We start from the raw sequence: 12,377 nt of genomic DNA, 5'->3' as shown, positions 1-12,377 counted from the left end.
GCGGGCCCCTCGGTGAGCACCTCCCGTGGGCAGGACCACGAGCTGGAGCGTCGGACCTGGGTACGCGTCGCACTGATCTGTGTCGTGACGTTCCCGTTGGTGGCGGCGGTCAACGCGATGACACTCGTCACCGATGCTCGGCGTTCCACTGGTGATATCCAGTGGGCTGAACCGTGGTTGCTCGAAATGACCAGCGTGGTCGGGGCCTTGCTGCTCGTTCCCGCCGTCTCCGCCCTGGAACGCCGCGTCCCCTTGGTGTCGGGAATGATGCTGCGGCATGGCGCGGGGCTGCTCGCGGCGAGCGTGCCGTTCTCATTGGCCCATGTCGGAATCATGGTTGGTCTACGCACGGTCCTGATTCCCCTGGCGACCGGTAAGGCGTACACATTCTTCGTCGACCCGCTGACCGATCTGCTCTACGAGTACCGCAAGGACCTGTTTCTCTTCATCGTCATCACCGGGCTCCTGACGCTCTCCCGTCAGATCGAACTCGGTCGGCAGGAGGCGGCGGCGGCACGGGCCGACGCACGCGAGAGCGGCCGACTCACCCTGAAATCCCAGGGCCACACGATCCACCTCCGTGCACGGGACTTCTCCTGGGCACAGGCCAGCGGCAACTATGTCGACGTCATGGCCGCCGGGAAGTCCTACCTGCCGCGGACGACGCTCAACGATCTCGAACAGCAACTGCACAGCGCCAAGGTCGACGTGGTCCGCGTCCACCGTTCACGGCTGGTGAACCGGGAACAGATCATCGAGGTGCGCCCGACACGCAGCGGCGACGTGGAGATCCACCTTGCCGACGGCACGACTGTCAAGGGTTCCCGGCGTTACCGCGACCGGCTGTCCCTGCCCAACAACGCTTCCCCGCAGTAGCGTGGCTACGCGTCCGGGAAGTCGGCCAGCTCTTTCACCGCTGTCTCCAACGCCACGTCGATGCCGTGTTCGATCATCTGCTGGTAGGCCGGGTCGCCGGCTGCCGCGGTGTGTCGGACGCCCCGGGCGGAGGCGCTGACGCGGTCGCGGACGAATTCGATGAACTGGCCGACCGAGCCGTCCCATCCGTAGGCGTCCAGGAACAGCCGTACCCGTCGTGGCCGGTCCGCGAAGGCGGTGAATCCTTCCGCCCGCACCACGTGCCGGGCGTGCAGCGGCACCCAGGAGAAGGCGGTGAACGCCAGGTCCCACTCCGGCGTGACAGGTGCGGCGAGGTCCCAGTCGAAGAAGCCGACGAGACGTCCGCCGCTCCAGGTCGCGTTGTAGGGCGCGGCGTCGTTGTGGCCGACGATCAGACCTGGCCGCCAGGTCCCTCCCTCACGCCACACCGCGTCCGGCGGAGGAACGAAGCTCGCGACGGCGGCATGGAACCGCTTCACCCGTTCCCACCCGCAAGACGCTGCCCCTCGCTCACTCCCCCATCCTTGTCGAGCGTCTCCGAAACCCCTATCGATCGACAGGATCGAACGTCCGCGTCAGCGAGGCTCGGACCGGCGACTGAGAACGCGGCGGCCATCTGCACGTCGCGGAGCCAGACCACGCTCGGCGGACCGAGCAGGAGCGGTGGCTTGCGCCGTCTCTTGGAAGTCGGCGATGGCCCCGCCGTAGTCCCGTGCCCAGGCGGTCAGGACCTCGACGGGTTCGACGAGAGTTCGGCCGAGGTCGGTGAGGTCGTACTCGACCCGCCGTGGCGCTTCGGCTTGACGTTCGACCAGACCGTACTGCTGAAGCCGGCGCAGCGTCTGGGTGAGGACCTTCCGCGAGATGCCGCCGATGAGGTCCACGAGCTCACCGTGTCGGCGGGGCTGAAGGCTGAGCCCGAAGATCACGAGCACGGCCCATTTGTCGGAGATGATCTCGACCGCCAGGCGGGTGGGGCAGTCGGCGAGGAAGGACGGTCCAGCCGCGTTCTGCATGGAAATCGAAGGTACCAGGAGGTAACTCACGCCTCCGTAGCGTCTTCCGTGAGCACGAAGGCCAGCACCGGATGCGGAGGAGTCACCATGCCACGAATCGTTGTGTTCGACGAGGTCGGCGGGCCGGATGTCATGCACGTCGTCGAGGAGCCGGTCGGCCCGCCTGCGGCCGGCGAAGTCCGGATCAGGATCGAAGCGTTTGCCGTCAACCCGTTGGACCAGATGATGCGGTCCGGCGCCCTTCCCGCAGTCGTCACCCTGCCGCACGCTCGCCTCGGTGTGGAGGGAACCGGCGTCGTCGACGCGTTGGGCTCCGGGGTCACCGGGCTGGAGATCGGCGACCCGGTCATCCTCACGGCCGTTGCGGACGCGAGCGTCCGGGGCAGCTACGCCGAATACACCACGGTCCCCGCGAGCCGGGTCGTCGCCCGGCCGGCCGGGCTCGCCGTTGCGGAGGCGGCGGCGATCTGGGTCGCGTTCTCCACTGCCTATGGGGCGCTCGTCGAGAAGGCGAGCATGCGGCCCGGCGACCACGTCCTCATCACTGCCGCGTCCGGCGGCGTCGGCCGGGCGGCGATGCAGATCGCCAATCAGATCGGCGCCGTGCCCATCGCCGTCACGCGGCACACCGCGAAGCGGGACGACCTGCTCGCCGCCGGTGCCGCCGCAGTCATCGCCACCGACCGTGACGACGTCGCCGACGCCGTACGCCACCACACCGGCGCAGCCGGTGCCGACATCGTCCTCGACGTCGTCATGGGTCCTGGCCAGCAGGATCTCGTGAAGGCGGCCCGTCCGGGCGGGACGCTGATCGCCGCAGGTTTTCTGGACCCTCGGCCCACTCCCTTTCCGGCCGGCACACCGCTCACCATCTTTAGCTACCGCAGCTTCGAGCACACCCTCGACGCCGTCGTGGTGAAGCGCATGGCGGCCTTCTTGAACGCCGGTGTACGCCTCGGCGCACTGCGACCCGCCATCGACAGGATGTTCACCCTCGACGGTGTCGTCGAGGCACACCGCCACCTCGAGAAAGGGCTGCACGGTGGGAAGAAGATCGTCGTCACGGTCTAGAAACCGACCATGCCAGCGCTGCTCTCAGACCGATACCGGGAACTGGCTGTTCGATCCGCAGTTGCCGGACCAGTAGACCGATCGCGAGAAGTTCGAACGGGCGGGGGCGGCCACACGGTGCAAGGACGACCGACAGTCGCCGTCGGTGACGGCCCGCGAGGCTGCCGGCGTGTGATGCCGGAGGGTTCGGCGTCCAGATACCAGGCGATCCCCACAGCCGAGACCGCGCGCGGTCGGCGGCAAGATCATGCTCGATCCGGGATCGAGTGGTATCCAAGCGCCGCGATAACCACTCGATCCCGGATCGAGCGATGCTGTACTGGCGGACAGCTCGTCCCCAGCCGCGACCTGTCCGACCGCGGCGTTGGCGTTGCCCGGCGGCATCCGGACGTCGGTGAGCCCGGTTGCAGAACGCCGAGCAGTTCGCGCCGCAGGAGTACAAGACCGACGCCAGACTGACGGACAGCATTGCCATGGCGGGATACGGGCGGCGCACCGACTTCGCGGTGATGAAGTCGGCCGGCGGTACCCGGCGACAGGTGCTCGGCTTCGCGGCCACCGAGACCGGCACATGCCCGGCAGGCTGACTCCTGCCGGGCGTCCTGCCTGTCTCGGACCATCGAACGCCGCTTGACTCACTGTCATGACACGCATTCGGAAAGCGATCACCTGTACGGTGGTCGTCGGGGCACTGGTCGGTGCGACGGCGATCAACGGTCCCGCCTCCGCGTACTCGCAGACCGGCGAGCCGGAGGCCGCCGCGTCCATCCTCGACCTGATCCCGGCCCCGACCCTGGACCGGATGGTCGCCCAGGCGCCGCTGGTCGACGCGGCCAACGTCATCCGCACCGCGGTGGACCGCGCACCGGCACGCGGCTACGCCGGTATCGGGCTGGTCGACGACCACGTCGCCCTGTGGTGGAAGGGTGCGGTGCCCACCGACATCGTCGCCGCCGTGACGTCCGCCCGCCGGATCGCGCCGGTCGAGGTGACCCGCGCCGCCTATTCCCGCGCCGAGCTGCGAACGGCGGCGGCCAGGATCACCCGGGCGGTGGAGGCCGATCCGGCGGACGCGGTCCACGCGGTGCGAGTGCGTACGGACGGCGCCGGCATCGAGGTCGCGGTGGAGGACGCTCCCGGCGTCACGCGGCCGACGTTGCCGGCCACCGGTGTGCGGACCAGCTTCGTGGAGCGTGACCGCATGGTCGAGCGGTCACGGGCCAACGACGCGGCGCCGTTCGACGGCGGCTCGGGCATCGGTTTCACCACCCCCGGGTGCACCGCCGGTTTCGGCGTGCGCAACGCGGACACCAACGCCGGGTACGTCCTCACCGCCGAGCACTGCGGCGCCATCGGTTCGCCGTGGCACGTCGGATGGAACACGAGCACCAACACCGGCACGCTGGTCGGCTACGCGGTCGACAGCAACGACGACCACGACACGATGATCATCTCGACGTCCTCACCGGGCGACCACCTCTATGTCGGCGGCCAGCACGACGAGGTACGCGCCCAGGTGGTGGGGTGGACCGAGGTGTACCCCGGCCAGCTGCTGTGCCAGTCCGGGTACACCTCGGCGGGTGAGCTCGGCGGTCCGGTCTGCAACCTGCGGGTCGATTTCCACTACGACGACATCGAGGATCTCGTCGAGGCCACCCAGCTCGACGGCGACGAGGCCGCCCGGGGCGGTGACAGCGGTGGTCCGGTCTATGCCGTGAACGCCAACGGCACCGTGCTCGCTGCCGGCACCACCACCCGGTCGGCCGGCCCGGGCTTCGGGTTCCAGGACTTCGCCACTGCCCGCGACGACTACGGCAACATCGTGCCGGCGACGGCGATCGTCAGCACCTGCCGGGTCTCCTTCGTCGTCACCGATTCGTGGTCCACCGGCTACACCGCCAGCGTCACCGTCTACAACGACGGCCCGGCCGTCAACGGCTGGTCGCTGGGCTGGTCCTTCCCCGGCGGGCAGCTCGTCCAGGGCCATTGGAACGGCGTCTTCCAGCAGACCGGCGCGGCGGTGACCGTCACCAACGAGAACCACAACGCGGCCATCCCGACCGGTGGCGCCGTCAACATCGGCTTCACCGCGAACGGCACGCCCGCCACCCCGGCGCCCTTCACCCTGAACGGCACCACCTGCAACTGACCCTGTTCACCGGTACCGGGCCCCGCCGTATCGTCGGCGGGGCCCGGTGTGTGTCCGGTCAGGCCCGTGCCAGTTCCCGCCGCAGGGTGGCGCGAAGGGTCCGTACCTCGGGGGCGTCCAGTTCGCCGCACCGGTCCAGGGCCCGCTGGCGCAGCAGGTCGGCCTCGACAGCCCGGGCCGGATCCACGTCGGCCACCGCCGCGAGCGCGTACAGGGTCTGTGCCTCCCACCACGGGCAGCACAGCGCGGCGTACAGCGCCAGCGCCGCCTGCAACGCCTCACTCGCCGCGTCGGCCTCACCCAACGCCTGAAGGGCCAGCCCGTACTGGCGGATGGCGTTGGCCTCGCTGAACGTCGCGCCGAAGGCGTGGAACACCCGCCGCGCGTCGGCGTACGCGTTCGCGGCTTCTCGCCAGCGGCCCAACCCCGCCAGGTCCGCCCCGAGACTCATCATCGCCCCGGCGCCGGCCACCGCCGCGCCGGTACGGCTGAGCCCGTTGCCCCGGCCGTAGAACGCCAAGACCTCGCGGTGCAACTCGGCCGCCTCGGCGAACCGGCCGAGCGCGGCCAGCGCCCCACCCTGCACGCTCGCCGCGCTGTGCTCGCCGAGGGCGTACCCGACCTCGCGGAACAGGCCCACGGCCCGGCGGCAGTGGTCGACAGCCCACCCGGCCCGACCGGTCCGGATGAAGATCACGGCGGTGTAGGTCAGCGCCCACCCCTCCTCCCGGCGGTCCCCGATCCGCCGGGCGAGCTCCAGCGCCCGTCCCAGGGCGGTCAGCCCGTCGGTGTTGCGGTCCCGGCAGAAGTACCGGGCCCAGCCCAGGAAGTTCAGGAGAACCGCCTCGTCGCGGGGGCTGCCGACGGCTCGGGCGGCGGCCACCCCCAGCGAGAAGATCTCGTCCCAGGGGTGACGGTGGCTGTGGGCGTCGGAGTACCAGTGCAGTGCTCGGGCCACCGCGACCACCTCGGTGTGCCGACCGCACCGGGACGCGTCCCGCAGGGCCGCCAGCCAGTTGCCGGACTCGCGGTCCAACCAGGACGCCGCCGCCCGATCGTTGACGAACGGAGAGTCGGCCCGACAGCCGGCCGGCTCGAACATGGCACCGGCCTGTCGGGTGCGCCGCAGCAGCCAGCGGGTCATCCGCTCGTGCGCCCCCGTCCGGCAGGACTGGTCCTCCTCGGCGTCGAGGCGTTCCTGGGCATAGAGCCGGACCAGGTCGTGGAACTGGTACCGGTCCCCCGTCGCGACGAGGACACCGGCCTCGACCAACTCCTCCAGGGCCGCCGCCGCAGCCTCCTCGTCGAAGCCGGCCACGGCGGCGACGAGCCCGGGTGCGAAGTCGGCGCCGGGGATCAGCGAGGCCCGCCGGAACACCTGCGCGGTCCTCGGGTCCATCTGTCGGTAGGACACCTCGAATGCGGAGCGCACGCCCAGGTCGCCGGCGGTCAGCACGGTCAGCCGCCGACGCTGGTCGCGGAGCAGGTCCACCAACCAGCCGACTGACCACTGGGGCCGGCTGGCCAGGCGGTTGCCGGCGATCCGCAGGGCCAGCGGCAACCGACCGCAGAGGTGGACGAGCTGGTCGGCGGCGGTCGGTTCGGCGGCGACCCGGTCGGCCCCGACGATCGCCGCGAGCAGTTGTCGACCGGCTGCCGGGTCGAGCAGGTCGAGCGGCTGGCGGAGCGCACCGGCGAGACCGGTCAACGGACGTCGGCAGGTGACCAGCGCGAGACACCCCGGTCCGGCCGGTAACAGGGGGCGCACCTGGGCCTCGTTCGCGGCGTTGTCCAGGACCACCAGCAGTGGCCGGTCCCGGGTGAGGGTGCGGAACAGGCCGCCCCGTTCGGCCGGTGACACCGGCACCCGAGTGTCCGGCACGCCGAGCGAGCGCAGCAGTCCGGCCAGGGCTTCGGCCGGGTCGACCGGTCCGTCCGGCGAGACGCCCTGCAGGTCGACGAAGAGTTGCCCACCGGCGAAGGCCGGGCTGAGTCGATGTCCGGCTGCGACGGCGAGGCTGGTCTTGCCGATCCCGGGAGGCCCGTACAGCACCACCACCGAGGCGGTGTCCGGCCGCCCGGCGGCCACGTCGTGGGCCACCGTCGAGAGGCGTTCCAGGATCTCCGCCCGGCCGGCCAGGTCCGGAACGGAGGCGGGCAGTTCTCCGGGTACGACCACTGCCGGTTGCCCGGACGGCACCATCGTGCCGTGCTGCGGCGTCGGGCGGTCGGGTGGCCCGGTGGCCGGGTCTGATGGTTGCCGAGCGGCCCGGGCCGAGGCGACGAAGCGGTCCCGGTCCACCCCGCCCAGTCGCAGGGCATCGGCGAGCAGCTCCACCGTGCGGCGCTGCGGACTGCGTACCCGGCCGCGCTCCATCTCCCGGATACCGCGGACACTGGACCGGGCCGCCTCGGCGAGCCCTTCCTGGGTCATCCCCCGCTCCAGACGGAGGGCCCTGAGCAGGTTCCCGAACTGGTCATGCTGTACCTGACCTGTGGGCATGTTCCCCCAACCACCCGACGCCCGCACGCACGTACCGGTGTCGATGCTCGCACGTCAGTGACGATCAGCGGATCCCTCGTATACGGGGTGTGAGCATCGCCATGAAGAATCCGGGACGAGCCATCGAAATCAGCCCATCCCGTCCGTGGCGCCTTCCGGCTTGTCCGGTGTGGATGGCGCGGTCTACCGTGTTGGGTCGTCGGGCAGGGCGGCTCCCCCCGTGGCCGCCCTGCCCGACGCTTCGCCGACCGCATGAGTGTCGGCCTCCCTTCGCCGTCGTGCCCACACACTGCCGCCGCACCTTCGCGCTTCAGGCTCGGGCACCGGCCTGGATGCCCGCCGCCGGCGGGCGGCGAGCCCTTGCGAAACGCCTCGATCGCAGGCTTCGGACCGGCGCGGGTCCACCTGCCGGGGGACGCGGGAGGCCGGCATCACCCGCCTGGTGTACGCGGCAGGTCAGATCGTGGGCCGACGACCAGAGCCCGTTCTCGGCGCAGCATGAACGCATCGATCATCGAAGGACGCCCTCGGCCGGACATCCGGCCCCGGGCGCGTGGGAGGAGAACCCGATGCGCAAAAGATCATTGCGGCAGCGACTGGCGACGACGGCCCTGGCGGTCACCCTGGTGGCCACCGGCCTGGGTACGACGGCCGGGGCCGCCCAGGCCGCCCCCGTTTCCGCCGTCAACACGGCGGTGAGCGCCGCGCCGGTCACGCAGGCCGCGGCGGGTGCCTGGCTGCTCCAGGGTGTCTTCCCCGATCCGATCACCTGTCACATCGCCGGGGTCGCCTCCGGCCGGGAGTACGTCTGCGTCTGGTACGTCCTCGCCTGGGCCCTGAACGTCTGGCAGGACTGAGCCCCGCGTCGTCGCCCCCTCGCCGAACCGTCGAGGAACCAGCACGCATGACAGTGTCGCCCGGTCCGCGATGACGGACCGGGCGACACCTGCCGGTCAGGCGGTGGACTCGCCGACGACGGTGTAGCCGCCGGGAGTGTTGATCGGCTCCGCCCGCGACCGTTGTCATGCCGGCTCGGGTACGCCTCCCGGATCACCGTCGTCGGGCGACGGCTCGACCGGCGCCTCGGGCAGCTCGCCGGGCGTGTCGGGAAGAAGCTCGCCGACGTCGTCCGGCACGGGCTCACGAGGGTCGAGGGGCGGATAGACGTCCGGATCGAGGTCAGGATTTGTCATCGGGCAATTATCCGCCACGACCGGCGTCGCCGCCTCTCACACCGCAGGCCAGGGGGCGGCCGCCCCGCGCGATCAGGCTGCGCTCACCCGGTCCAGGCCCAGTCGCCGGACGTACCTGCCGTAGGCCACGGGTCCCAGGCGGGAGAGCACGAACCAGACCGGCGCCGGGACCACCGCCTTGAGACTCTCGGTGTGTTCGGGCCGGGCGTCGTGCAGCAGCATCCCGAAGATCATCGGCAGTTGGCTCTTCTGCGCCGAGGCCATCCCGTGCTTACCCGCCTCGGCCCACTCCTCGTCGGTCAGGTATTTGTCGATCAACGGCAGCACGTGGGCCTCCTCGGCGTCCAGGTGTGCCGACATCGGCGCGATCAACGCCTCGACGGCTGCGGCGAGCGCTTCCCGATCGGCCACGCTGGCGGTGCGGCGCCACACGGTCGCCCGGTCCTCCACGTCGGCCAGCGCCGCGTGCAGGCTCTCGTGCTGAGTCTCCATGGTCTCGACCAGCGGCGCGATCTCGTCCGGGCCACGTTGCCGCAACTTCGGCCAGACATGCTCGTCCTCACCGCTGTGATGCGTGTGCAACGCGCCGGTGAGCAGCAGCACGTGGTCGGCGACGCGGGCGGCAGCCGGAGCGTCATCCGCGGGTACTGTCCGGACCAGGGCCGCAGCGGCCGGGAACTCGCGCCTGAAGAGGCTGTGCACGACGTACATGTCACGGCTGTCGGCCATGGTCCTTCTTTCCGCTCGATCCGAGGGAGGGCGGGTCTCACCGATGTGGACCGACTCCCACTGAAACCCGTACGTGGCCTGACATATCGTCCGGCCGCGTACGGGCACGGGTGTACCCACCGACGGCGCTCGCCACGCCGACCGACCCCGAATCCGGCGTTACTCCGATCATGGCTCTCGACCATCCTCGTGCTGACGGGCCGGACGTCGGGTGGCGCGGCGTGCGCCGGACACGTCCTAGGTGACCGGTAGCCCGACCAGTTCGGCGCTGTCCCGCCACAGGCGATCCCGCACGTCGTCGCGGCGGGCCAGCTCGGAGGGGGACGGCCAGGTGAGCTGCCCTCGCACGAGCCGTGCGTAGTAGGCGCCGGCGGGCGGCACCGTACGCCCCGAGGCGATGTCGGCCAGCGCGCCCCCGGCGGCCGGGACGCTGTTGAATCGGGGCATCAGTGCCCGCAACGGGGTGCCGAACATTCGCCAGATGAGGCGGACCGGGAGCGGAGTGTTGCGCAGGAGGCTCGTACCCGGCGTCGGACCCGGGTCGAACGCGACGATCCGCAGCCGTGACGCCTCCGGCTGGGCGGCGAGCCCCCGGACGGTGAGGATGTTGCAGAGCTTGGACGAGGCGTAGGCCCGTGCCCCCGCCGCCCTCGCCTCCTCGTCGCGTTGCGGATCCCGTTCGGGGTTGGCCAGCAGCCGCGCGTCGGCGTGGCGGGGTGGGGTGCTGCTCAGCATGGTCCTGATAGCCGGGTCGTGCGTGCCGCTGGTGGTCAACGTGACAACGGCACCCGGTGCGAGCTGGGGCAGCAGTAGCCGTAGCAGGAGGTAGTGCGCGAGGTGGTTGACGGCGAAGGTTGTTTCGAAGCCGTCCGCCGTGCGCTGGTCGCCGGAGGTCAGGCTGACACCCGCGTTGAGCACGAGCGCGTCGACCTCCGCCGACCCGAGCCGGTCCCGCACCGCGGCCGCGAAGGAACGGACGCTGTCGAGCCGGGCCAGGTCCAGCGGGTACGTCTCGACGCCCGCCGGCCCGGCGCCCCGCGCGCCGAGCAACAGCCTGGTGCCGGGGGACTTCGTCAACTGCCCCAGGGCGTACGCGCCGAGACCGGCCGTGCCTCCGGTCATCAGAACGGTCTTCATGTGTGCTGCTCCAGTCGGGTGGTCGGACGGGCCGGGGAACGTGCGGCGACGAGGCAAATAAAGTGAGTCTCGACTCCGGTTCGGATATTATGAGTGATCACTCACCTTGTCAACGGAGCCGTCCGGCGCGGCAGTATCCTGTGGTCGACACAGGAGGCCAGTCGGTGGAAAGGAGCGACCGCAGTGAGCCCAGGTGCCCCTGCGGCCAGCGGCAGAGACGTGCAGGGCAGCCGGCCGTTACGCGCCGACGCGCAGCGCAATCGGACCCGCATCCTCGACGCCGCCGACGCGGTCTTCGCCGTGAAGGGTCCGACCGCGTCGACCGAGGAGATCGCCCAGCGGGCCGAGGTCGCGATCGGTACGCTCTTCCGGCACTTCCCGACCAAGGAGGCTCTGGTCGAGGCGGTGTTCGTCGGCCGCTTGGATGCCCTCGCCGAGCAGGCCCGGTCGCTGGCCGGGGCGGCCGACCCCGGTGCGGCGTTCTTCGCGTTCCTGACCGAGGCGGTACGCCAGTCGACCATCAAACACACGTTCGCGGACGCCCTGGCCGACGCAGGCGTGAACCTGCACGCCTACGAGGGCACCGTGGCCGAGGCCATCCGCGACCTCCAGCAGTCGATCGGTGAGCTGCTCGGTCGTGCCCAGCAGGCTGCAAGAGTCCGCGTCGACATCGACGTGCGAACGCTCATCGCCCTGATAGCCGGTGCCGCCCACGCGATCGGGTACGCGAGCCAGGATCCCGCGATAGAGAGGCTCGTACTGTCGGTGACTTTCGACGGCCTGCGTCCACCGGTGTCGCCCTGAGTGACGGCGGCCGGGTCGCTGGTTTGTGCCCGCCACCGGGCGGCGAGTCCTCCGACGGTGTCCCGCTTCGAGCTCGGCAGCACACCCGGCAACGCCGATGTCAGCCTGCAGGTCCGAATGAGTGGACTTCGGGGTAACGCGGCCAGCCGGGGTCGCCGGTGGTCGCGAAGCGGGTCCATGCCGAGTGCATGCGGGTGGCGAGTTCGCCGGGGGGCGCGGTGTCGCCCAGCAGGGCCTGGGGGCCGTGCAGCGCCGCTGCGGAGCCGACGGTTCAACCGGCCCGCCGGGCCCTGCCGACCGGACCGAGGTGGGTGTGTTCGAATCCCTCGGTGTTCTTGAGCCCGTAACCGAGGGCACGGTCGACGGCGATGTGGAACATCCACGCCACGGCCAGGATGCCGAGCCAGTCGATCCGATCGCCGGACCCGGCCGCCACCACGGCCACCGCCCCCAGCGCCGCCGGTACGGCGTAGGAGTGGGCCAGGTTGTAGCAGGTGGCACCGAGACGCGGCCCGCGCAGGTAGCCGAGCATGGACAGGTCGAAGACGAGGAAGAGCGCGAGCAGCGACCACCACGGGTACCCCACGGCGACGGTCACCACGACCGCGAGGGCCGCGACGACAACGGCCTCGATGCGCTGCATCGCGACCGGGTTCAGGTACGGCATCTCCCACCTCGATGTCGGTCGAAGGAATCGGTGGACCTCAGCTTCGCCGAATCGAGCCGAGCGTGGGTAGCCCTCGCCGATGCCGTCGCCTACTCAGCACCTGAGCCTCGCTGCCGCGTCGGGACTGTCGGCGCTCACCTTCCTGGCCATCGCCGCAGCCTCGATCATGTGGGTGCAGGCGGCAGTCAGCGGCATGGACGGCTGAACACGC

14 protein-coding genes are annotated in these 12,377 nt (G+C 70.7%); 7 read left to right on the top strand and 7 right to left on the bottom strand.

The window, feature by feature from the left end; genetic code table 11:
* Positions 1-84 precede the first annotated feature (84 nt).
* On the top strand, positions 85-876 hold the full coding sequence (locus ACZ31C_RS27810; RefSeq protein ID WP_465797787.1) for a LytTR family DNA-binding domain-containing protein: 792 nt from the start codon (positions 85-87) through the stop codon (positions 874-876).
* 5 nt (positions 877-881) lie between these two features.
* Here the strand turns inward: ACZ31C_RS27810 and ACZ31C_RS27805 are convergent, their stop codons facing one another.
* Together ACZ31C_RS27805 and ACZ31C_RS27800 are read right to left on the bottom strand one after the other, a co-directional pair.
* On the bottom strand, positions 882-1,376 hold the full coding sequence (locus ACZ31C_RS27805) for a phosphotransferase (protein WP_465797786.1): 495 nt from the start codon (positions 1,374-1,376) through the stop codon (positions 882-884).
* A gap of 96 nt (positions 1,377-1,472) precedes the next feature.
* Positions 1,473-1,943 (bottom strand): winged helix-turn-helix transcriptional regulator, encoded by a 471-nt coding sequence (locus ACZ31C_RS27800; RefSeq protein WP_465797785.1) that lies wholly within the window; start codon positions 1,941-1,943, stop codon positions 1,473-1,475.
* Between the two features lie 72 nt (positions 1,944-2,015).
* Between ACZ31C_RS27800 and ACZ31C_RS27795 the strand changes: the two genes are divergently transcribed.
* From ACZ31C_RS27795 to ACZ31C_RS27785, 3 genes are all read left to right on the top strand, one after another.
* Complete coding sequence (locus ACZ31C_RS27795; protein WP_465797784.1) at positions 2,016-2,984, top strand: zinc-dependent alcohol dehydrogenase family protein; 969 nt, start codon at positions 2,016-2,018, stop codon at positions 2,982-2,984.
* Between the two features lie 404 nt (positions 2,985-3,388).
* Positions 3,389-3,571, top strand: coding sequence for a hypothetical protein (locus ACZ31C_RS27790; RefSeq protein ID WP_465797783.1), 183 nt, complete (start codon positions 3,389-3,391; stop codon positions 3,569-3,571).
* A 56-nt stretch (positions 3,572-3,627) separates the two neighbouring features.
* Positions 3,628-5,133 carry a cellulose binding domain-containing protein gene (locus ACZ31C_RS27785; protein ID WP_465797782.1) on the top strand — a complete coding sequence of 502 codons (1,506 nt, stop codon included), beginning with the start codon at positions 3,628-3,630 and terminating at the stop codon, positions 5,131-5,133.
* Positions 5,134-5,191: 58 nt separating this feature from the next.
* Here ACZ31C_RS27785 and ACZ31C_RS27780 read toward each other — a convergent pair whose 3' ends face one another.
* A complete protein-coding gene (locus ACZ31C_RS27780; protein ID WP_465797781.1) occupies positions 5,192-7,636 on the bottom strand; it encodes an ATP-binding protein in 2,445 nt (814 codons plus the stop codon).
* A 569-nt stretch (positions 7,637-8,205) separates the two neighbouring features.
* Here ACZ31C_RS27780 and ACZ31C_RS27775 point away from each other — a divergent pair.
* On the top strand, positions 8,206-8,493 hold the full coding sequence (locus tag ACZ31C_RS27775) for a hypothetical protein (RefSeq protein ID WP_465797780.1): 288 nt from the start codon (positions 8,206-8,208) through the stop codon (positions 8,491-8,493).
* Between the two features lie 165 nt (positions 8,494-8,658).
* On the opposite strand, the gene ACZ31C_RS27770 is transcribed toward ACZ31C_RS27775, so the two are convergent.
* The 3 genes from ACZ31C_RS27770 to ACZ31C_RS27760 form a co-directional block, all read right to left on the bottom strand.
* On the bottom strand, positions 8,659-8,829 hold the full coding sequence (locus tag ACZ31C_RS27770; protein ID WP_350698235.1) for a hypothetical protein: 171 nt from the start codon (positions 8,827-8,829) through the stop codon (positions 8,659-8,661).
* Positions 8,830-8,901: 72 nt separating this feature from the next.
* Positions 8,902-9,558, bottom strand: a complete 657-nt coding sequence (locus ACZ31C_RS27765; RefSeq protein WP_465797779.1) for a hemerythrin domain-containing protein — start codon at positions 9,556-9,558, stop codon at positions 8,902-8,904.
* 237 nt (positions 9,559-9,795) lie between these two features.
* A complete protein-coding gene (locus tag ACZ31C_RS27760; RefSeq protein ID WP_465797778.1) occupies positions 9,796-10,695 on the bottom strand; it encodes an SDR family NAD(P)-dependent oxidoreductase in 900 nt (299 codons plus the stop codon).
* Positions 10,696-10,878: 183 nt separating this feature from the next.
* Between ACZ31C_RS27760 and ACZ31C_RS27755 the strand changes: the two genes are divergently transcribed.
* A complete protein-coding gene (locus tag ACZ31C_RS27755; RefSeq protein WP_465797777.1) occupies positions 10,879-11,499 on the top strand; it encodes a TetR/AcrR family transcriptional regulator in 621 nt (206 codons plus the stop codon).
* Between the two features lie 271 nt (positions 11,500-11,770).
* On the opposite strand, the gene ACZ31C_RS27750 is transcribed toward ACZ31C_RS27755, so the two are convergent.
* Positions 11,771-12,166, bottom strand: coding sequence for a DUF4260 family protein (locus ACZ31C_RS27750; protein WP_465797776.1), 396 nt, complete (start codon positions 12,164-12,166; stop codon positions 11,771-11,773).
* Positions 12,167-12,245: 79 nt separating this feature from the next.
* Between ACZ31C_RS27750 and ACZ31C_RS27745 the strand changes: the two genes are divergently transcribed.
* On the top strand, positions 12,246-12,371 hold the full coding sequence (locus tag ACZ31C_RS27745) for a hypothetical protein (RefSeq protein ID WP_465797775.1): 126 nt from the start codon (positions 12,246-12,248) through the stop codon (positions 12,369-12,371).
* Positions 12,372-12,377: the final 6 nt, after the last annotated feature.

This window comes from Micromonospora sp. NPDC023869 (genome assembly GCF_055559695.1).
The sequence above is the reverse complement of the archived record's forward strand: the minus strand, read 5'-3'. Positions and strand labels throughout refer to the sequence as shown.

What these genes read in the sequence shown, in the direction of transcription:
- ACZ31C_RS27745 (WP_465797775.1), top strand. Translation starts at nt 12,246, where the DNA reads ATGCCGTCGCCTACTCAGCACCTGAGCCTCGCTGCCGCGTCGGGACTG.
- ACZ31C_RS27780 (WP_465797781.1), bottom strand. Translation starts at nt 7,636, where the DNA reads ATGCCCACAGGTCAGGTACAGCATGACCAGTTCGGGAACCTGCTCAGG.
- ACZ31C_RS27760 (WP_465797778.1), bottom strand. Translation starts at nt 10,695, where the DNA reads ATGAAGACCGTTCTGATGACCGGAGGCACGGCCGGTCTCGGCGCGTAC.
- ACZ31C_RS27775 (WP_465797780.1), top strand. Translation starts at nt 8,206, where the DNA reads ATGCGCAAAAGATCATTGCGGCAGCGACTGGCGACGACGGCCCTGGCG.
- ACZ31C_RS27785 (WP_465797782.1), top strand. Translation starts at nt 3,628, where the DNA reads ATGACACGCATTCGGAAAGCGATCACCTGTACGGTGGTCGTCGGGGCA.
- ACZ31C_RS27765 (WP_465797779.1), bottom strand. Translation starts at nt 9,558, where the DNA reads ATGGCCGACAGCCGTGACATGTACGTCGTGCACAGCCTCTTCAGGCGC.
- ACZ31C_RS27750 (WP_465797776.1), bottom strand. Translation starts at nt 12,166, where the DNA reads ATGCCGTACCTGAACCCGGTCGCGATGCAGCGCATCGAGGCCGTTGTC.
- ACZ31C_RS27770 (WP_350698235.1), bottom strand. Translation starts at nt 8,829, where the DNA reads ATGACAAATCCTGACCTCGATCCGGACGTCTATCCGCCCCTCGACCCT.